At 62.7% G+C, this 18,986-nt stretch carries 17 protein-coding genes and 1 tRNA gene; 3 read left to right on the plus strand and 15 right to left on the minus strand.

What is annotated here, in order from left to right; translation table 11 throughout:
* Window position 1: 1 nt before the first annotated feature.
* From GVL04_RS03380 to GVL04_RS03430, 11 genes are all read right to left on the minus strand, one after another.
* The gene (locus GVL04_RS03380) at window positions 2-865 is read right to left on the minus strand and encodes a chain-length determining protein (protein WP_159699573.1); all 864 of its coding nucleotides are present in this window, start codon (window positions 863-865) and stop codon (window positions 2-4) included.
* On the minus strand, window positions 853-2,313 hold the full coding sequence (locus GVL04_RS03385; protein ID WP_159699576.1) for an O-antigen ligase: 1,461 nt from the start codon (window positions 2,311-2,313) through the stop codon (window positions 853-855). Before GVL04_RS03385 ends, GVL04_RS03380 begins: the two co-directional genes overlap by 13 nt.
* Entirely contained in the window at window positions 2,310-3,554 is a 1,245-nt protein-coding gene (locus GVL04_RS03390; protein ID WP_235036140.1) for a glycosyltransferase family 1 protein, read from the minus strand. The genes GVL04_RS03385 and GVL04_RS03390 overlap by 4 nt, the downstream gene beginning before the upstream one ends.
* A 65-nt stretch (window positions 3,555-3,619) precedes the next feature.
* Window positions 3,620-5,128, minus strand: a complete 1,509-nt coding sequence (locus tag GVL04_RS03395) for an oligosaccharide flippase family protein (RefSeq protein WP_159699579.1) — start codon at window positions 5,126-5,128, stop codon at window positions 3,620-3,622.
* A complete protein-coding gene (locus tag GVL04_RS03400) occupies window positions 5,125-6,198 on the minus strand; it encodes a glycosyltransferase family 2 protein (RefSeq protein WP_159699581.1) in 1,074 nt (357 codons plus the stop codon). Before GVL04_RS03400 ends, GVL04_RS03395 begins: the two co-directional genes overlap by 4 nt.
* A complete protein-coding gene (locus GVL04_RS03405; protein ID WP_159699584.1) occupies window positions 6,195-6,857 on the minus strand; it encodes an acetyltransferase in 663 nt (220 codons plus the stop codon). The genes GVL04_RS03400 and GVL04_RS03405 overlap by 4 nt, the downstream gene beginning before the upstream one ends.
* Window positions 6,854-8,020: a DegT/DnrJ/EryC1/StrS aminotransferase family protein gene (locus tag GVL04_RS03410; RefSeq protein WP_159699587.1), complete on the minus strand. Its 1,167-nt coding sequence runs from the start codon at window positions 8,018-8,020 to the stop codon at window positions 6,854-6,856. Before GVL04_RS03410 ends, GVL04_RS03405 begins: the two co-directional genes overlap by 4 nt.
* Window positions 8,017-9,036, minus strand: coding sequence for an NAD-dependent epimerase/dehydratase family protein (locus GVL04_RS03415; RefSeq protein ID WP_159699590.1), 1,020 nt, complete (start codon window positions 9,034-9,036; stop codon window positions 8,017-8,019). The genes GVL04_RS03410 and GVL04_RS03415 overlap by 4 nt, the downstream gene beginning before the upstream one ends.
* Complete coding sequence (locus GVL04_RS03420; protein ID WP_159699593.1) at window positions 9,033-10,142, minus strand: Gfo/Idh/MocA family protein; 1,110 nt, start codon at window positions 10,140-10,142, stop codon at window positions 9,033-9,035. The genes GVL04_RS03415 and GVL04_RS03420 overlap by 4 nt, the downstream gene beginning before the upstream one ends.
* A 57-nt stretch (window positions 10,143-10,199) precedes the next feature.
* Window positions 10,200-11,882, minus strand: coding sequence for a sugar transferase (locus GVL04_RS03425; RefSeq protein WP_159699596.1), 1,683 nt, complete (start codon window positions 11,880-11,882; stop codon window positions 10,200-10,202).
* 254 nt (window positions 11,883-12,136) lie between these two features.
* Window positions 12,137-12,394: a hypothetical protein gene (locus GVL04_RS03430; protein WP_159699599.1), complete on the minus strand. Its 258-nt coding sequence runs from the start codon at window positions 12,392-12,394 to the stop codon at window positions 12,137-12,139.
* 39 nt (window positions 12,395-12,433) lie between these two features.
* Here GVL04_RS03430 and GVL04_RS03435 point away from each other — a divergent pair, with 39 nt between their 5' ends.
* Window positions 12,434-12,667: a DUF5703 family protein gene (locus tag GVL04_RS03435; RefSeq protein ID WP_159699602.1), complete on the plus strand. Its 234-nt coding sequence runs from the start codon at window positions 12,434-12,436 to the stop codon at window positions 12,665-12,667.
* A 16-nt stretch (window positions 12,668-12,683) separates the two neighbouring features.
* Here the strand turns inward: GVL04_RS03435 and GVL04_RS03440 are convergent, their stop codons facing one another.
* Window positions 12,684-13,844 carry an acyl-CoA dehydrogenase family protein gene (locus GVL04_RS03440; protein ID WP_159699605.1) on the minus strand — a complete coding sequence of 387 codons (1,161 nt, stop codon included), beginning with the start codon at window positions 13,842-13,844 and terminating at the stop codon, window positions 12,684-12,686.
* A gap of 27 nt (window positions 13,845-13,871) precedes the next feature.
* Window positions 13,872-15,176 (minus strand): M20/M25/M40 family metallo-hydrolase, encoded by a 1,305-nt coding sequence (locus GVL04_RS03445; RefSeq protein WP_159699608.1) that lies wholly within the window; start codon window positions 15,174-15,176, stop codon window positions 13,872-13,874.
* Between the two features lie 264 nt (window positions 15,177-15,440).
* On the opposite strand from GVL04_RS03445, the gene GVL04_RS03450 reads away from it, so the two are divergent.
* Together GVL04_RS03450 and GVL04_RS03455 are read left to right on the plus strand one after the other, a co-directional pair.
* Window positions 15,441-15,523: transfer RNA gene (locus GVL04_RS03450), tRNA-Leu, on the plus strand.
* 120 nt (window positions 15,524-15,643) lie between these two features.
* Entirely contained in the window at window positions 15,644-16,612 is a 969-nt protein-coding gene (locus GVL04_RS03455) for an alpha/beta hydrolase (RefSeq protein ID WP_159699611.1), read from the plus strand.
* A 113-nt stretch (window positions 16,613-16,725) separates the two neighbouring features.
* Here GVL04_RS03455 and GVL04_RS03460 read toward each other — a convergent pair whose 3' ends face one another.
* Window positions 16,726-17,649 carry a MaoC/PaaZ C-terminal domain-containing protein gene (locus tag GVL04_RS03460; RefSeq protein ID WP_159699614.1) on the minus strand — a complete coding sequence of 308 codons (924 nt, stop codon included), beginning with the start codon at window positions 17,647-17,649 and terminating at the stop codon, window positions 16,726-16,728.
* Window positions 17,646-18,986 (minus strand): 3-oxoacyl-ACP reductase, encoded by a 1,341-nt coding sequence (locus GVL04_RS03465; protein ID WP_159699617.1) that lies wholly within the window; start codon window positions 18,984-18,986, stop codon window positions 17,646-17,648. Before GVL04_RS03465 ends, GVL04_RS03460 begins: the two co-directional genes overlap by 4 nt.

Here is an 18,986-nt window from a genome sequence, read left to right on the forward strand (position 1 = left end):
TTCAGGCGGATGTTTCCTTTATGGGCGACTTCCCGTTGCTGTGGGATCGCAGGGATTCACTCAAGGGTCCGTTGGCCGCGAAGAATTGATCTGCCGGGGCGGGTTTCAGGACGTCTTGGACTGTGAGCTCTTCGAGGCCCGGAAGAGTGGGCCGGCCGTTGGGGTCCTCGTCCTTTTGGTCCTGACGGCGGCGCGACCTCTTGTGCCGCTCCCCTGCCGGCGTGGCAGAGCGGGCCCGCGAGCGTGACGACTCCAGGCCCCTGGCTATGGACACTGCCCCGAAGGTGAGCACGATCCCGGCCACGAGTACAACGATCAGCGAGCGGAGACGGCTGGAAAATTGCTCTGTGGCGTTGTCGGGAGCGGCAACCATCAGCGAGGTGTACAGGAACCGCTCATTGGCTCCATTGATCGACTGGATGGCCAGAAGATCCGCCTCCAGCCTGGTGCCCAGGGCCTTGACCGTGGCAACAGCCTTGTCCTTGCTCTCTGAAGCCGCCGAAATTTCGATCAGGAACGAGGCGGGCGGGCGCTGGACCGTGAAGTCCGTGCTCAGTCCGTCCCGAAGGAGGGCGTCCCCGGTTGTATCGTCGTTCAGCCGCGTGCCCACTACTTGGGCAATCAGTGATGAATCCGCTGATCGAAGGTACGGGTTGTCTGAATTGAGGGAGTTCAGCTCGGGGTTCTTCTCCAACTCAGCAGCAGTAGGGATCTTTGGGTTGACGATCGCATACGTTGCCTTCGCCTCATACGATCGCGGGGCAAACGAGTACACGTAGACGGCTGCGAGCGCCGTCACCAGCAGGACAGGCAGCACTATGAACTTGTGGTGCCACAAAGTCTTGATGACTGCTACCGGGTCCATGTGATCGCCTCGACATTCGGTGTGGAAGGTTTGCGGTTGAGTCCGTACAGGGGCGGGCCGCTGTTGTTCTTGTCGGGAGCCTTGGTTTCCCTTAGCTCGATTTCACGGCGGATCATGATCCATGCGCCTCCTCCGAGGCCAACAATGAAGGGATACATCAGGGCAAACACGGGAAAAGCCATCGAATCGAACGTCAGCGAGCATCCGGCGGCCACCGCACCGGCGGCTGCCACTGCTCCTGCAAGGCAGCGGAGGGGCGGGATCCGGGAAGCGCGCGCTGCGATGAACGATGACATGGCCGGCAGGACGAGATAGGCCACCATGCCGATGAAGCCCACCAGGCCGAGGGTGACCAGGGAGTTGAGGTATTGGTTGTCCAGGATATGGAGGGCGTTGTCCGGCAGGTAGTTCCCAGGACCGAGCCCCAGGAAGGGCAGTTCCCCGAACATCTCGGCCACGCGTGGGTAGTTGTTTGTGCGCGTTGTGAGCGAGGGGTCGCTGTCCCCGGCGGTGAAAGAGGACGTCAGTGTTCCCACAAGCCCTGGGATTGCCACAAACAGTGCCGCCATTGCTGCCGGGGCTGCCACCACGGCCCATCGCCGCGCTGAGCGGGGCAGGAACGGGATGAACACCACCATCCCCAGGAACAGGCCCAGGACGCCGGACCTCGAAACGGTTGAGGCGATGGCGACAACCAGCAGGCCCGTACCCGTCCAGTGCAGCCATTTGTGGCCGGTCCTGTCGTAGATTGCCCGCCAGATCGACAACGGCAGCAACATGGCGCAGACTACCGCCAGTTCAATGGAGTGGAAAGTGCTGCCTGCAACGCGCGTCATCAGGCCGCGAACCTGGAAAGCCGTGTTTCCGCCGTTATCCGTGAATCCAGGCATTGCCTCCTGGACCCACAGCATCGGGTTGACACGGAAAAGGAATTGGACCAAGGCAACGAGGCAGCAAAAGAAGGCACCGGCAAGGATTGCCCGCACCAGTGACATGGCGTCGTTGAGCGTGCGGACTGCCTCAGTGGCAACCAGGACTATCCCCCCGCATGCGAGGATCAGGATCAGCCATCGGTCGGCCGCAGCCTGGGCGGACACGTTGGTGTTGCCGGTGAAGCCCGAGAACAGCGCCACATAGGACGCGCACGTTCCTACCCATAGCATTCCGAGCCCGAGCCGTCCTGGATGGCTGCTCTTCAGCGGATTGTGCAGCCCGAAGAGGGCCGAGCAGAGCCAAAATACCAGAAGCAGGAGTGCCAGCATGATGGGAACCGTGCCCACTGCGCCTATTGGCTTCACCACCATGTTGGAGGGGAAGAAGAAGACGCCGAATGCTGCGAATTTCAGCAGGAGGCCCACATGATTGGCGCTCCCCGAGGTGTCCTCAAGATCTCCTGTTTGTATTTCCCTGGCTGGCGGGAAGATGAGGAGTTTCTTCATCCGCTTCATGTTCGGCCTCCGCGCAGTGAATCCAGGGGCGGAAGGTGAGACATGGACGCGCATGCATTTTCCAGGAGACGGGCAAATTCTTCACGGGTGCTGGACCAATCCAGCCGCGTCCTGCCCGCAATGGCTTGGGCACGTTCTTCGATACCGGGAGCGCTGACAACTTCTGCGAGCGCAGCTGCCAACCCAGCCGGGGTGGCAGGTGCCCACACAGCGTCGGGATCCCTGAGCAGTCCTGAGGCAAAGGCGGAATGGTTCAGGACTGGCACGTTTCCTGCAGCGAGGAGTTCCCCGGGGACCAGGGAGACGTTGGTGAAGGAAATAGCCAGGCCGGCAATGGTGCGGTTATATAGGCTGTTCAATTCGGTCGGCGTGAGGTTGCCGTGGTTCGTCACCGGAATATCCCACCCAGTGACGGTGTCCCCGTAGATGTGGATCTCCTGTTCGGGGTGCAGTGCATGGAAGCGTTCCAAAGCCAGCCTGGCCAGGAGATAGCCCCGCCGGTCGATCTTCCTTTTGGCGTAGTAGACCACTCCGGCACGGATGTTGCCTGGTGATGGCTTGAGTAGTCGGTACGTGCCCGTGTCGCAGCCGAAAGGAACCACAGCTTGAGGGGGTTCGCCAAGTTCTGCCTGCATGACCTCGCCAATCATCCCGCCGAGTGCCACGTTGGTCAGTCCAAGGCGGTAACTGTCTTCTGCCAGCGCGTAAAGGAATCCGCGTGGATAGAAGTATGGCTCGTAGTCCTGGATGAAATAGAAGAGGTGGACGCCGCCGGGTGCCCTTCCCGCGGTAACGTGTGCCGTGGGCCAGGAACTGGCAACAATGGCGTCCACCCCTTCCATCCCATTTGTGGCGCTGCGAACCCCGGCACGCAGCGCCGGCCAGTGGCTTCGGATGGTCTGTTCGTGACGGCTGGTGTCGTCATCGTTGGCGTCGTAGAGGTAAAGGGTGCAGTGGTGGCCGCGTTCTTCCATCTCCTCCACCATTCGGAAGAAGGTGGTGTGCCCCCCGGAGCCGGGGGCCGGGGGTGTGCAGACCCAGCCAACCGAGAGGCTGCCGGTCCTGGCAGGTCCCACCGATGACTGCACAGGTCCCACCGATGACTGCACAGGTACACGAGATTGCTCCACAAGGGACCCTGGGTCCACAATGTCTTCCTCCCTCAAGGGAAGGCCCGGTTCGGCCAGATGCCAGGCATCCACAGCGGCGTCTGAAACCTTGGCCGCCACGGTACGTGCCACGGGCCGCCAGCCATCCCTGCGAAGCCTTTTCGCGAGGAGGCGCGCTGTATCCAATGTCGGAGGTTTCACGGCGTGCCCGCGCTTCCCGGACTGCTGGCGTGTGATGGTGCGGACACGCCCGCTTTGGCCTGAAGCAAACCACGAACGTCCGTCACCAGCTGCTTGCCCTGGCGGAACGTCAGGAGTACGTACAAACTCGAGCCCACCAGCGTGCCTGCGGCCAGGGCGATGGCCGGATTGTCCATCCCCTGGGTGGCCAGCCACGCAGCGGTCCCAGCCACTGCGGCAGCCGCCAGGGGCGGGATGCTTCCACGAAGGAGCTGCCAGGCAGTGGTCTGCAGTACGGAAGTGAGGGAGTGTACGTACAGGGGAATGACCACCAGGCAGGCCACTGTGGCATGGGCGATCCCCGCCCCGGCAATTCCCCACCACGTGATGCCAAGGAAAAGGGCCGGCGTCAGGGCGGAAAGCCAGGCTACCTGGACCCAAAAGAGCCACACGGTACGGCCGGCCCCAACGCTCAGGTCAGCAAAGAGTTCCACGAGGATCCTGGTGGCGCCGAATACTCCAAGCGTTGCAAGTGCAATGCCCGCCGGCGCCCACGCCCCACCGTAGGCAGTCACGATCAGCGGATGGGCCAGTGCGATCACCATTGCCGAGATCGGAAAGGCGCAGTAGGAAACGCCCGTGACAAACTTGGAGGCCAGGGGCCCGAGCGTCCCCTCTGCGAAGAGCCTGCCGAACGTTGGCACCGCGGTGGCGCGAATAACAGCCGTGATCACTGAACTTGGCAGCCCCGCCAGGTTGAACGCCAGCAGGTACAGGCCCAGCGCCGTCGGATCCAGCATCCGCCCAATCAAGAGATAGTCCACATTCAGCGTCACGAACACCACAAGGTTGGCCATGGCAAGTGGCATGCCCAGGCGCAGTATCTCCACAGCCACTGAACGGTCAAAGCCCGGCACGTACCTTTTCGGCGTGATGATCCAATACCCGGCCATGGCAACAAGCTGGCCACCCACCCTGGACCAGGCAAGCGCCATGGCACCCCAACCGTCCAAAGCCATCGGAACCACAAGAACCAACACGGTCATCAGGCTGCAGAGGTCGACGACGACACGCGGCTTTTGCAGGAACTCCCGCCACACCATGGTGGAAGGCACCGCGCCAATGCCCTGCAGGAGGATGGTGATCGACAGGACCTGGATCACGGGAGTCGCGGCCGGGTCATCAAATGCCGCCGCCAGGGCAGGGGCAAGGGCAACAGCGGCCGCTGTCATGATGCCACTGGTCACCAGTGCTATGGAGAACACCGTTGGCGCGATTTTGTCCGGGTCGCCGTTGCCCCGGGCAAGCGCGGCAGTGGCTCCAAGCTCGGCCATGTTCGTGGCGATTGTTTGGACCACAATAGCTACCGCAAGCGCCCCGAAGTGTTCCGGAGCGATCATGCGGGCCACGATGATGGTGGTGGCAAACTGGACGATCCTGCCCAAGGCCATGTTGACCCCGCCCCACAGCGTGGCGCTCGCGGCCCGGTTGCCCAGAGTGCGGTCCTGACCGCCTACCGCAGTCACGAGATTCCTGTCATGGCCCAGATACGCCAACGGACCCGGTCCAATTGGCCCCGCGCAAACTCGGCGGCCTGCCTTCCAACCCCTGGTTTCCAGCCGCGGGCGCCACGGGTGATCCTGGCTTGCAACGCGTTGGCCCTATGGATGTTGCCGGGAACCTCGTGAAGGCACTCGATGAACTTCCGCAGCTCAACGGCGGCCTCCACTGACCCGCCCCTGTTGATTTCCCTGAATCCAAGTTGCGCCGCTTCCCTGCTCAGTGCACACTTTGCCCGCTGCAACTGCCGTGCACGGCTCTTGGGGTTCATCGGAAACCTGGGATCCTCCAGGACGCGGAAGGCATCGAGCCGGTGCTTGAGGTCAACCGCGGCCGCCGCAAACTCGGTTTGATGCATGTTGGCACCATGGACCCGGTAGAACGCCTGGACTGGTCCATTGATCCGCCCCACATCCCATGAGCCTGCCGCCCGCAACCAGTACTCGAGGTCCCCGGAGTGCGGCAACGTTGTGCTGTAGGCGCCGACACTGAGCACCGCGTCGGTCCGCATGACCACCTCCGGGGAAAGAATGAAGTTTCTTCCGCGGGCGCACGCCAGGGAAATCCACTGCCGGCCCTCCCACACACTCCAGGTGGTGTGGTCATGTGTCGAAAGGGACGGTGGCTGATCGGTGAAATCCTTGGGCAGGCCGTAGACCATTCCCACCCCAGGGTTCGCCTCCATCAGCGCTGCGGCCCGGACCAAGGCGCCCGGAGCGATCAGGTCATCGGCGGAGAGGAGAGTAACGTAGCGGCCGCGCGCCCTGGAGAGTCCGTCGTTGTACGTAGCAATGTGCCCTTGGTTCTTCTCGTGGAGAACCACGGTGATGCGCGGATCCTCCGATGCCAGGCGCCAGGCTACGGCGGCGCTGCCGTCGGTGGAGGCGTCATCGACCACGATGACCTCAACGTCCACCCCCTCCTGCGTCAAGGCGCTGGCCACAGCGTCAGGCAGATACCGCCCGTAGTTGTAGCACGGAACCACCACCGAAATGCTCGTTGAGTGCCGCAAAGCGACCGGCCGCATCAGTTTCATTGGATGCCCTCCAACGCGGGAGAATTGCCCCGCCTGATCACACGTGCCGGAACGCCTGCCCAGGTCTCGTCATCAGGAACATCGGTCAGGACAGCCGCACCCATGCCAATGGTTGCATTCGCACCGACGGAGGTGCGCTCGCGGACGCTGGCGTTCATGCCGATGTAGGCGGCCCGGCCGATGTGGACGTTCCCGCCGAGTGACACACCCGAGGCGAAGGTCGCAAAATCGCTGATCTCGTCGTCGTGGGTGAACGTGACTCCCGGCATGGCAACTACGTGGTTGCCGATGGTCACGGACGCGGTCATGCTCACATGCGCCAGGAGGATGCTGCCCCTGCCGATCATGCAGCCCTCGGGCACCTGCACGGAAGGATCAACAGCCGTGGCATAACGCTCTTCGTCCAGCCCGAGGGTCCGGAGCCTCATCACCACGCTCTCACGGCCTGCCCCGGACCCGATGCAGACCAGCAGCAGCGCATGGGGAAACTTCAGGGCGTCCCGGATGGGTCCAAGCACATGGGCGCCGTCCACCACCCGCCCGAGCTTGTCTTCGTCGTCGTCGAGGATTCCAATGACGTCAAACGGCCCGCTGCTGCGGACCATGGCCAGGACTTCCCTGGCCAAACCGCTTGCTGCGATGAGGAGAAGTTCACTCATGTCAATCGTCCCGCGGCCCGAAGCACTGAATCGATGACGCGGACCTGGTCATGCAATGCGAGCTGGTGGTACAGGGGCAGGATGAGCGTGTGGTCCGTCAGCCATTCAGTAGCGTCCAGGGCGGCGTTGCCGGTGTCCTTGTCCGCATAGGCCGGTTGGCGGTGCGCGGCCATGATGCCGCGTCGCGCCGAGATGCCGTCCTCGGCCAGGACAGACATCAACCCGTCACGGCCCACCGGGAACCTTGGACCGACTTCAAGCCAGCAGGACTGGAAGTTGCTGATGCCATAGTCCGGGTCGCTGGCCAGCCGGAGGCCTTCAATGCCCGCGAACGCGTTCGCGTAGGTTGCTGCGAGCTCCCGGCGGCGCTGTACGGCCGCCCGGAGCCGGCCCAGTTGAACGATCCCGACGGCGGCCTGCATGTCGGTCATGCGGTAGTTGAACCCGACCTCGAGGTACTCCTCAGCGGGTGCCAGGACGCTGGCATGGCGGTCAGCGGCGGAGACGTTCATGGCGTGTTCACGGAGGCGTCGTGACCTGTCAGCCACGTCCTTCCGCGAGGTGGAAAGCATTCCGCCCTCTCCTGTGGTGAGTATTTTGCGGGGATGGAATGACCATGCGGCCACTTCTGCGCCTGACCCAACAGGGCGGCCGTGGTAGCGGGAACCGATGGCACAGGCGGCATCTTCCACCACTGTGATGCCAAGGGGGTCGCACAGTGCGCGGATGGGGTCGAGATCAACGGGCACCCCTCCTTGGTCAACGGCAATGACCACTTTGGTGGCTGGCGTCAGGGCGGCCTCCACTGTTTGGGCTGTCAGGCATCCGGTGAGGGGGTCGATGTCGGCAAACACCGGACGCGCTCCCACATACGTCGCTGCGTTTGCTGTGGCAATGAAGGAGAACGAAGGGACCACCACGTCATCGCCCGGGCCAACATCCAGGACGGCCAGCGCCAGGTGCAAGGCCGTGGTGCAACTGGAGGTTGCCACAGCGAAGGCTGCCTGCTGCTCCAAGGCGAAGGCATCTTCGAACTGCCGGACTTTGGGACCTTGGGCGACCCATCCTGAGGCAATCACCTCGGCCACGGCCTGGGCTTCCTCCTCGCCGAGCCACGGCTTCATGACGTCGATGCGTGCCAAGCGGGTCTCGGATGTTGTCATCGGGCACCAACTACCGGCGCAGCAGGTCCGTTGACAGTCCGTGCAGCGGCAATCTCCTCACGGAGCGGCTGCCACCAGGACACCAGCGAACGCAGTCCATCCTCCAAACCGACAGCAGCCTCGAATCCGAGGTGCTCCCGTGCGGCCGAAATGTCAGCCAACCGGCGGGCCACGCCATTGACTGCCCTTTCCGGCCCATGGTCAAGGTGCAGCGGGGAATCCATCACGGCCAGTAACGCATGTGCAAGTTCGGCCAAGCTGGTTTCGGTGCCGCTGGCCACGTTGTAGACCCCTTCGCGGACGTCGCTGACTGCTGCGAGGACGTTGGCCCGCGCCACATCGGCCGTATGGATGAAATCCATGGTTTGCTGGCCACTGCCGAAAATTACGGGCGGGAGGCCGTCAACGATCCTTTCCATCCAGCGGACCAACACCTCCGTGTACAGGCCATGTACATCCATCCTCGGCCCGTAAACGTTGAAGTACCGGAGGGCTACGTAGTTCAGGCCGGACATCGCCCGGAAGCTCCTGGCCATGCCTTCGTTGAACGATTTCGCCGCACCGTAGAAGGTGTCGTTGTTGTGGTGATGGTGGCGTTCCCTGGTGGGAAAGTCCTCCGCCATGCCATAGACGGAGGCACTGGAGGCCGTAATGAGCTTGTCCACTTTGTGTTCAGCGGCGGCCTCCAAAACGTTGAATGTACCGTCGACAAGCACTTCGAGTGCAAGCCGAGGTTCCTCGGCGCACTGGGTGATGCGGATGGCTGCCTGGTGGAACACCAGGTCCTTGCCGCTGGTGAGCCCGTGGACCAGGTCGCGGTCCCGCAGGTCCCCCTGCACCAACTGAACGCGTTCGCTGGCCAACGCGCCGTCAAGGTTCGCCAGGCGTCCCCGCACGAGGTTGTCCAGGACGTCAACGTGCGCCGCACCGGCGTCGAGCAGCTGGTCAACAAGGGTGGACCCGATGGTTCCGGCGCCGCCTGTGACCAGGACGTTGGCCCCCAGCAGCTCTTTCACCGGACAACCTGGAGATTGACCTCATTGCCGGCCACCACGGTGGACTGCCCGTCGGTGCTCAGGCTTTGGGTGACTGCTTCAAGGACAGAAAGAACCCGCAGCCCGGATTCACCGCTGGTCCGCGGCATGGTGTGGTTCCGGATGGACGAAGCGAGCTCGGCCACTACCTGGCCCAGGGGCTCGCGTTCTTGCAGCGCCGGGGACCACGTGTCGCCCAGGCGATAGGAGATGGCCGAGGTCCGCTTGTCCGCGGCCGACCGCGGCTGGTGTTCCAGGCTGACTCCACGGTCGTAGACGCTGAGGCGTTGCTGCGGATTGAGGTCGTCCCAGACGAGGGTCCTCTTTGACCCTCCGATGATCATTTGCCTGATCTTGGTGGGGCTGAGCCAGTTCACATGGATGTGCACCATGGCGTCGTTGGGCAGGCCGAAGGTCAAATGTCCCACGCAGTCCCTGCCGGTACCCAGCGGATCCGCCCCGTGCGCAGCGATCTCGGTGGGGTGCAACCCGCCGGGCAGGACGAAGTCCAGGATGGACAGGTCGTGGGGAGCCAGGTCCCAGAAGACATTGACGTCCGGTTGTACGAGTCCCAGGTTGATGCGGACGGAGTCGACGTACAGGATGTCGCCCAGCGCACCGCTGGCCACGAGTTCCTGGATCTTCAGGACAGCGGGGGTAAAGCAGTAGGTGTGGTCCGCCATCAGGACCAGTCCCCTGGCTTTGGCCTCCTCCACCATTTCCAGGCCCTTGGCCCGGCTGTCTGCGAGAGGCTTTTCCACCAGCACGTGTTTCCCTGCGCGCAGCGCTGTCATCACGACGCCGTGATGGGTGTGTGCCGGCGTCGCCACAGCGACTGCGTCCAGGTTGTAGGTGTCCAGCAGTTCGTCCAGCGACTCGACGACGGCGACGCCGCCAACCGTCTCGGCGAGCCGGAGGCCACGTTCGACGTCAAGGTCGCAAATGGCCACCAGATCCCAGTCGGGGCTGGCCTTCAAATTCCTTGCGAGATTAGGACCCCAGTACCCTGCCCCGACCACAGCGATGCGAAGCTTGGGCCGCAGGGCGTGGCCGTTCAGTTGTCCTGATGGAATAGTTCGTATGCTCATTTCCGACTCGACTTCTGTGTGATAGCGCGGTTCTTGTCAGGTAGTGCGTGACTTTCACTAGTAGGCGCCGGACGGCCGGGTCATGGCCCGGAATGTCCGCCACATGATCATTAAGTCCCCCGCTATTGACCAGTTCTCCACGTAGTAGAGATCCAGCCGGACTGCCTCATCCCACGGAAGGTCAGAGCGTCCGTTGATTTGCCATAACCCGGTGATCCCCGGCTTGATCAGCAGCCGGCGGTGGGTGTGGCGCTCGTAGCCGCTGACCTCCCGCGACAACGGCGGCCTGGGCCCCACCAGGCTCATGTTCCCCATCAGGACGTTCCAGAACTGCGGCAGTTCATCCAGGGAGTACTTCCGCATCCACCTACCGCAGCGGGTAACGCGTGGGTCGCCCCGGATCTTGAAAAGGACGCCCGCGCCCTCGTCCTGGTTGCTCAGTGCCTCCAGATGGGCTTCAGCGTCAACCACCATGGAACGGAACTTCAGCATCTGGAAGGTGGTCCCTTGCTTTCCGATCCGTTCCTGCCTGAACAGGAAAGGCCCGGGGCTGTCCGTGCGGACGATCGCGGCCAGAATGAGCAGCACCGGCGCCAGAACCAGCAAAGCTGTTGCCGATACCGTGATGTCCATGAGCCGCTTAAGCGTGTGCTTGCCCCCGGTGTAGTGCGGAATATCCACATGCATCAGTGGCAGGCCTTCAACCGGCCGCCAATGGATGCGCGGACCGGCCACGTTGGTCAGGGTCGCTGCCAGGACCAATTCAGCAGCGTTCTCCTCCAGCCGCCACCCGAGCTCCTGGATGAATTGGTTTCCACCGGGAACCGGACCGGCCACGATCACCGCGTTGGCGCCGGTCTGCCGGACAGTGTTGGCAACACCGTAGATCGAAGACAAGACAGGGACGCGCAGGTGGTCAACCGCAAGGACAGTGCCGCGGCGTGCACCCGGGAGGCAGGCTCCCAGGATGTCGTAGGCAGCACCGGACTTCCGGTTGATCTGCTTGATGACGTACCTGACGTCCTGGGGCTCACCCACTACGATCGCGCGGGAAAGGCAACGTCCACGTGACTTCTCATGGCTTAGCCACCGGCGGAAACCCCACCTGCTGCCCGTCAGTGCTATCAGGCCCAGGGGCAAGGAAATGAGGACGAAGGAGCTGACAGCCTCCAAACGGAAAACCACCGCTACGATGCCGAGGAATCCGAAGACCCGGAAACTGGCCGAGAGTACGCGCTTGTACTCTTCGGGGCCGACGCCGAGGACTTTGGGATCGCGGGTCCTGTAAACCTCCAAGGCTGCCAGCCACACGACCCCAAGGATCAATCCCAGGACCAGGTGTCGTGGCTGGGCAGGACTGCCGGCAGCAAGTGCCATTCCGTTTGTGTTCACCAGAAGTCCGGCAAAGACGGCGCCGGCCACCAGGCCCGTGTCAGCCAGGCGAAGGCTGTTGGTCAGGAAGCGTGTCCACGTCAAGCGGTCCTTATGGGGAGCCTTTACCCGCGGGCGGCGGTGGGTGACTGGCGGCAGCACGAGGTCCAGGGTGACATCCGACCTCAGCGCCGCCAGTCCCGCCTTTTCAGTCCGCTGTGCAGCAGCGGACTTGCCAATCCAGGGAGACGCAGGCGGATTGACGTCGGCGGCGACGGGTTGAACCGGGAAGGCTGACCCCGCGGGGGCATGGGCCGCACCTTTGTGTGCCGCTACCTTGCCTATACGCAAGACTGGAACTTTTACCATGTCAGCCTTCTTTGGAGACCTGCCGTTGCCTACCTATCAGTGAAGCTGCGGCCGACCGGAGGCGCACCAGTAGTCGATACTCAACTTTGCGCAGGATTACCCATACCCCCTACGTGCAAGTACCTAGCTGGCGTTGCCGGCACTACGTGCCTGGACGACGAAAAACCGCGGAAACACGGGCCGGAACCACCACGGAGATGTGCGAAACGGCACAAAAAAACCGGCCACCCGAGGGCGGCCGGTTCGTCGGATATTCAGTCCTCGACGATCTCGAGGTCTTCGTCGGAGATCTCCTCGTCGTCTTCCTCCTCGTCGTCGAAGACCTGGAGCGGAGTAACCTCGGAATACGCCTCGTAGAGGGCGTCCTCATAAACTTCGAAGGCATCGGCGACGGCGAAAAACGCGGCCTCGACGTTGGGGTCGCCCTCACCGCGCCGGGCGGATGCGGCGGCCAAATGTTCTTCAAGGGCGGCGGTCAATGATTGAAGCGCGACACGCGGATCGATGCTCATGACTTCACGTTAGCCGGAAAAGGACGAAAATGGAGAGGGATGAGAGAACAATTTCCGGGTAGCTCCGTGGAGCGCCAACGAGACTATGCACGTCAGTACGAGTACCTCGTCCTGACGGTAGGACCTGACGATTCGCTGCCTGATGCCCGCCGCCGGCTCGCCGAACATTCCGAGTATGGCAAGTGGGAGCTCGAACGCAGCGTGCTCTACGTTGGCGGTGGTAGACGCTTCTGGCTACGCCGCAAGGTCTATTCTGTGCAGCGGACTGTGTAGCCCTCGCCAGGAACCACTAGTCCTCCAAAGGCCCCAGCCACGCGTTGGCTACGGTGTTGTGCGCGGATTCGTCGTTGGACGGATGGAAAATACCCGCCAGAACATCCCGGTAGAGGCGCTCCATCTCGGAACCCCTGAAGTAGCTGGATCCTCCCGTGACCCGAATGGCCAGGTCCACCACGTGGCGTGAGTTTTCCGTAGCCCGGGATTTGAGTCCCACCAGTTTGGGGAACCACTGGGCTCCGTGATCCACCAGATTGTCCACGTCGCGGGCAATCGTGGATATCTGCGGGGAGATGCCGTCCATGGCCAAAGCGGCGTCGGCAACCTTCCAACGGATGTCAGGATCCTGGGCAAAGCTGCGTCCTCCATGCTTCGCCGACACCCGTCGCTTGACGTTCTGCACCCCAAGGGTGAAAGCACGCTCCGCGACACCGGTATATACCGCGGCCAGAAGCGTTTCGAAGCAAGCGAAGATGGCAAAGATCAGTAGGTCCTTGTTGGGCCCCACCGGCAACTTGCGGAAGATCCGATCCGCAGGAATGACGGCGCCGTGCAAGAGCGTAGTGTTCGAAGCACTTGCCCGCATTCCCAAAGTGTCCCAGTCGCTGAGGGTTTCATGTCCGGGCTCATCCCGCCGGAGGAAGCCGAAGACTAGCTCACCCTCTCCGTCCCGGGCATCCGCGTCTTTCCCGAACGTCCCCAACCGGGTCCAGCCACGTGAAAGGCTCGTAAAGATCTTCCTGCCGGTGAACCGGTAGCTGCCATCGGGCAGTGGCTCCGCCACAGTGCCGGAATCGAACAACATGGAGTCGTTGCCAGCTTCGGAGATGCCGAAAGCAAACACTTCTCCTTGGCCGGCTTCCTTCAGGACGAAGTCCAAGGAGTCATCACCCCGCGCCGCCATGACCTGCGCGACGCCGGTCCACACCAGGTGCATATTGACCGCCAATGCTGTGGCCGGGGCAGCCGTGGCGAGACGCTGCTGCAAGGCAGCTACCGCTTCGAGGCCGAGCCCGAATCCGCCGTCGACCTCTGGCACGAAGAGCTTAAGGTATCCGGCCGCCGCCAGTTCCTCCAGATCCTCGTGGAAAAACGCGTTGTTCTGGTCGTAGCCGGCCGCTCGGCCGCGCAGGCGCTCAAGCAGGGCGTCGGGAAGGATTTCTTCGGGAACCATGGCCAGGCCTCCTTCTGGTGATTACGGTTAGTAGTTGCTCAGCAGCCTGTTCAGGACGCGGGCACCGAATTGGAGGGACTCGGCCGGAACGCGTTCGTCAACGCCGTGGAACATGCCGGTGAAATCAAGTTCGTCGGGCAGCATCAGCGGAGCAAAGCCATACCCGGTGATGCCAATCTTGCTCAGGGACTTGTTGTCCGTGCCCCCGGAGAGCGTGTACGGAAGCACCTTGGCGCCGGGATCCTCGGAGTGCAGGGCGTCGATCATTGAATCAACCAGATTGCCTGCGAAGGGCACCTCCAGGGACACGTCCTTGTTGACGTAGCTGATCTCGATGCCGTCGCCGGCGAGTTCCTTGATGGTTTCGAAGACAAGTTCCTGTTGGCCGGGAAGAGTGCGGCAGTCCACGAAGGCCTCTGCCGATTCGGGGATGACATTGTGTTTGTAGCCGGACCGCAGCAACGTGGGGTTCGACGTGTTCTGCAGTGTCGCGCCCACAAATCGGGCTACCGTGCCCAGCTCCTTGAGGAGGATGTCCGGGTTGTCGGCATCGAATTCGACGCCGGTCAGTTCAGTCACGCCGTCAAGGAACTGCCGCGTGGTAGGCGTCAGCTCCACCGGCCATTTGTACTCGCCGATCCTGGTTACTGCAGCGGCAAGCCGGGTGACGGCGTTGTCGGTGTTGATCTGGGAACCGTGGCCTGCCCGCCCATGTGCCACGAGCCGCAGCCAGGACAATCCTTTTTCGGCAGTTTGGAGCAGGTAGGTCCGCTGGCCACCGATGGTGGCGGAGAATCCGCCAACCTCAGAGATTGCCTCGGTGGCGCCGTCGAAGAGCTCGCGCCGATGTTCGATGGCGTACCGAGCACCATACGTACCGCCGGCCTCTTCATCGGCAAAGAAGGCAAAAATGATGTCGCGCTTGGGCTTGCGGCCCGTCCTGGCAAAGTCGCGCATGACCGACAGGATCATTGCGTCCATGTCTTTCATGTCCACGGCACCACGCCCCCAGACCAGCCCATCCTTCAGTTCACCGCTGAAGGGATCGACGCTCCACTGGTCCTTAAGGGCAGGAACAACGTCCAGGTGACCGTGCACCACCAGGGCGTCGGCCGAAGGGTCCTCCCCCGCCAGGCGCGTTACAACGTTTGCCCGCCCCGGGGCGGACTCGAAGATCTCGGCCTCGAGACCAACTTCCGTGATGAGCCCGGCGGTGTATTCGGCTGCAGCACGCTCCCCGGGTCCGGAGTCGTCGCCGAAGTTGGAGGAGTCAATGCGGATGAGCTCCTGGCAGATCCGGACGACTTCGTCTTCGGGGCGGATGACAGACATGGAAACTCTCCTTGCGTGGCTGGGCTGCAGGTTCCGGTGACGCGCACTGCGGATTCCGCAGCCCGTCCCGTGTTCCATCAGCCTACTCACCAGCAGCGACCTCAGTCAGGCATTGGTTGCGCCACGGGTCGCCGGGCGTCCGTGGGAGGCGCCCTGACCAGCGCCGATTTTTCAGCATCCCGAAACCGTGTTAGAGTTTTTCTCGCTGCTTCGGAGGAAAGTGAAGCACCGGAAGGTGCAGAACGGCCTCTCTGAACACCACCTGCGCGGGTGGCGGAATGGCAGACGCGCTAGCTTGAGGTGCTAGTCCTCGAAAGGGGGTGGGGGTTCAAGTCCCCCTCCGCGCACAATCGCAAGGCCTGGAATCCATGGATTCCAGGCCTTGTTTGTTTTGCCCTGAAATCATTGCTCCACTTACAATGCGATTTTGATCACAATTGTTTCTTCCCTGCTCACATAAGGAAAACATGGCCAGTTGCGAAGACATCCTCGGTCCCGACTACGTGGCACGGACGCTGACTCTCCAGCCGGATGCCGAGGGCGACGTGACGGCCACCTTGGTCTCCAGGAAGACGCAGCAGGCCGGTGGGCGGGCTGTCCTCTACGTCCACGGCTTTGTGGACTACTTCTTCCAGACACACTTGGCGGATGAGTGGATCAACGCCGGATTCGACTTCTACGCACTGGATCTGCGAAAGTACGGACGCTCCCTCCGCCCCCACCAGACCCCCAACTACATCGAGTCACTCCAGAGCTATGACGAAGAGCTGGATGAGGCCGCCCGCATCATCAAGGAAGAGGATGGCCACGACGTCCTGGTTGTCCTGGGCCACTCCACTGGCGGGTTGGTGACCAGCCTGTGGGCGCACCGGCATCGCTTCGATGGCATCGTGGACGCTTTGGTCTTGAACAGCCCTTGGTTCGACCTCAACAAGCCTTTGCTGCAGCGCATGGTGGGGACCGCCGTCGTCGAACGCCTTGCCAACTATCAGCCGCGGCGGCAGGTGGGTGTGCTGGGTGAGCACTACGGGCGGAGCCTGCACGCCACAACCGGTGGCGCATGGGACTTCAACCTCAAGTGGAAGCCACTGGAAGGATTCCCCGTTCTTGCCGGCTGGCTGCGGGCCATCAGGCGTGGACACGCCGAACTTGCCAGGGGCCTGGATATCCGGTGCCCGGTCTTGGTGTGCGCCTCCACAGCCAGTGCCGCAGAAACGGCGCCGATGGAGACCATTGCTTCCTCGGATATCGTCCTCGACGTCCGGCACATTGCTGATCGCAGCACACGGCTCGGTCGATTGGTCACGTTGGCAAGGATAGACGGCGGAATCCATGACCTCGCGCTCTCTGCCGAGCCCGCACGGAGCCGGTTCTTCGAGGAAGTCTTCCGCTGGGCCGGTGCGTACGTCCCGGAAAGTACTGCGGCGCGCAGCTGAGCTGCCTCACCGCCAAGTAATTAACGACGGCGGCGGCGGTCACCTCAGGGTGCGCACCGCCGTCGTCCGTGTCTGCCTTAAGAGCCATGTCTGCTCTAAGAGTCGTGTCTGCTTTAAGACAAGGCTGAAACTGTGCCCGTGAAATGACGCCGGCCGCTGCGCGGATTCCACGCCACGTAGTCCGAGCGCTCCCAGCCTCCGGACCCTGAATGGACCGTTGCAATGTCCAAGGCGACGCGCGCTGGGAGGAACACCGGAGCCTCAAAGGTGACGTCCCAGGCAAAGGAGTCTGATTTGACCGCCCCAACGTCCGCAAGGGCACGGGAGGCCAGGTACATTCCGTGGGCTATGGAACCGCGCAACCCCAAGGCTTTGGCAGATAGAACGCTGAGGTGGATCGGATTGAAGTCACCGGAAACCGTGGCGTAATTCCGCCCGGCATCCAGGCCGAGTTGCCACAACGCCGTGGGATCCGGCGGCGAAAAATCGCTGGACCCAGGTGAACCATTCGAGTTGCCTGGCTTGTCGATGCCTGGCAGGAAGACGCCCTTGGCGAGGTACGTTGAGACACCTCGCCACAGCAAGTCACCACTGGAAGCCGAACGGACTTCAGCCATAACATCCAGCTGTGTCCCCGCCCTGTGACCAGCCAGGTTCTCCGCCCAGGATCTGATGTCCAGTGGCTCGGAGAAGAGGATGGGCGCGTGCTGCTCCGCATGGTTCCTCAGGTGGATCATTCCCAGAAGCGGCAAGGGAAAGTCGTCACGATTCATCACACTCATGGATACGGGGAAGGCCAGCGCATGGACATAGCCCGCCGGCAGGATGTCGCTCGCAGTCTCCCCCACCAGGTGTTGGTACGCGGTCAGGTTTCCAACATCGGCCAGGACGTTCCTGACCTCATGGCTGACAACCGGCAACCGCTCTCCCGCCGACGTCCCCATTACCCGGCGGCGGGCGGCAGTTGTTGCAGCATTGACGTACAGCTTGGACAGCGATGGCAACTCCCCAAGAACTACCGGCTGGGGCTCGGTCATGCTCCCACCAGTTGTTGTCCGCAGACGCGCAGAACTTCACCGGAAATTCCACCAGCAGCGTCACTGGCCAGGAAAGCGATGGCTTCGGCCACGTCCTGGGGCTGGCCGCCCTGCTTCAGCGAATTGAGCCTGCGGGCCGCCTCGCGGATGGCAAAGGGCATCTTGGCTGTCATTTCGGTTTCGATGAACCCAGGAGCAACAGCGTTGATGGTTCCGCCGAAGGATTCCATCAAGGCCGCAGTGGACCTCACCATACCGATCACGCCGCCTTTGGAAGCGCCATAGTTGGTCTGGCCCCTGTTGCCGGCGATGCCGCTGGTGGAGGCCACCGAGACGATGCGGGGTGCGTCCTTGAAGTACTTCGATGCCATAAGGGCCTCGTTGATGTTCAGCTGCGCCGCGATGTTGACTGCGATGACAGACTGCCAGCGGCCTTCGTCCATGTTTGCAAGGAGCCTGTCGCGCGTGATTCCAGCGTTGTGGACCACGATGTCGAGCCGGCCGTAACGTTCAATGGCGTGCTCGATGATCCGGTGCCCCGCGTCGTCCCGACTGATATCGAGCTGGAGTGCGGTGCCCCGGACCTCGTTGGCCACTGCTGCCAAGTGGTCCCCGGCTGCGGGAATGTCCACAGCGACTATCGTGGCGCCGTCGCGGTGCAGCGTCCGGGCGATGGCCGCACCGATGCCCCTGGCTGCTCCGGTGACTACTGCAACCTTCCCGGCCAACGGCTTGTCCGAATCGTTTGGCAGCATGCCTGAGGTGGAGCTGACTGTCAGGAATTGTCCGTCCACGTACGCGGAACGCCCGGAAAGGAAGAACCTGAGTGCGCCCAATGCCGACGGGCTGGTGGTCGCGAGGTCATCGTCGAGGAGTATGCCGTTGGCTGTCGTGCCGGCCCTCAGCTCCTTGGCAAGCGAACGCAGCAAGCCGTCAATGCCCTGGCGGGCGGCAGCCGACGCAGGGCTTGGGGCGGACTGTGACGTCCGGGAGATCGTGACCACCCGGGCATTGGCGGCCAGGTCCCGGAGGGAGGTGCCCGCAGTCAGCACGGATTTGCTCAAATCGCGGGGATGCTGGACGGCGTCGAGCACCACAACGATGGCGCCCAGTTCCTCTTTGGGCAAGGCGTTGCGCCGGACATCCAAGCCCCACCCCAGGAGGGTTGTGGCAATATCATCTGCTCCTGCGCTGTCGCCGATTACCAGTACGGGACCGGTCACCAGCGGGGCTCCGGGTTGGTAGCGTCGAAGCACCACGGGTTGCGGCAGACCGAGCCTTTTGGCGACGTCCTTGCCCAGTCCGTGACTGACGAGCTGTGTGTATTTGTCTGTCAT

The sequence above is a fragment of the Arthrobacter sp. 18067 genome (assembly GCF_902706295.1).
GTDB lineage: Bacteria > Actinomycetota > Actinomycetes > Actinomycetales > Micrococcaceae > Arthrobacter.

What these genes read in the sequence shown, in the direction of transcription:
- GVL04_RS03380 (WP_159699573.1), bottom strand. Translation starts at nt 865, where the DNA reads ATGGACCCGGTAGCAGTCATCAAGACTTTGTGGCACCACAAGTTCATA.
- GVL04_RS03385 (WP_159699576.1), bottom strand. Translation starts at nt 2,313, where the DNA reads ATGAAGCGGATGAAGAAACTCCTCATCTTCCCGCCAGCCAGGGAAATA.
- GVL04_RS03400 (WP_159699581.1), bottom strand. Translation starts at nt 6,198, where the DNA reads ATGAAACTGATGCGGCCGGTCGCTTTGCGGCACTCAACGAGCATTTCG.
- GVL04_RS03405 (WP_159699584.1), bottom strand. Translation starts at nt 6,857, where the DNA reads ATGAGTGAACTTCTCCTCATCGCAGCAAGCGGTTTGGCCAGGGAAGTC.
- GVL04_RS03410 (WP_159699587.1), bottom strand. Translation starts at nt 8,020, where the DNA reads ATGACAACATCCGAGACCCGCTTGGCACGCATCGACGTCATGAAGCCG.
- GVL04_RS03420 (WP_159699593.1), bottom strand. Translation starts at nt 10,142, where the DNA reads ATGAGCATACGAACTATTCCATCAGGACAACTGAACGGCCACGCCCTG.
- GVL04_RS03425 (WP_159699596.1), bottom strand. Translation starts at nt 11,882, where the DNA reads ATGGTAAAAGTTCCAGTCTTGCGTATAGGCAAGGTAGCGGCACACAAA.
- GVL04_RS03430 (WP_159699599.1), bottom strand. Translation starts at nt 12,394, where the DNA reads ATGAGCATCGATCCGCGTGTCGCGCTTCAATCATTGACCGCCGCCCTT.
- GVL04_RS03435 (WP_159699602.1), top strand. Translation starts at nt 12,434, where the DNA reads ATGAGAGAACAATTTCCGGGTAGCTCCGTGGAGCGCCAACGAGACTAT.
- GVL04_RS03440 (WP_159699605.1), bottom strand. Translation starts at nt 13,844, where the DNA reads ATGGTTCCCGAAGAAATCCTTCCCGACGCCCTGCTTGAGCGCCTGCGC.
- GVL04_RS03445 (WP_159699608.1), bottom strand. Translation starts at nt 15,176, where the DNA reads ATGTCTGTCATCCGCCCCGAAGACGAAGTCGTCCGGATCTGCCAGGAG.
- GVL04_RS03455 (WP_159699611.1), top strand. Translation starts at nt 15,644, where the DNA reads ATGGCCAGTTGCGAAGACATCCTCGGTCCCGACTACGTGGCACGGACG.
- GVL04_RS03460 (WP_159699614.1), bottom strand. Translation starts at nt 17,649, where the DNA reads ATGACCGAGCCCCAGCCGGTAGTTCTTGGGGAGTTGCCATCGCTGTCC.
- GVL04_RS03465 (WP_159699617.1), bottom strand. Translation starts at nt 18,986, where the DNA reads ATGACAGACAAATACACACAGCTCGTCAGTCACGGACTGGGCAAGGAC.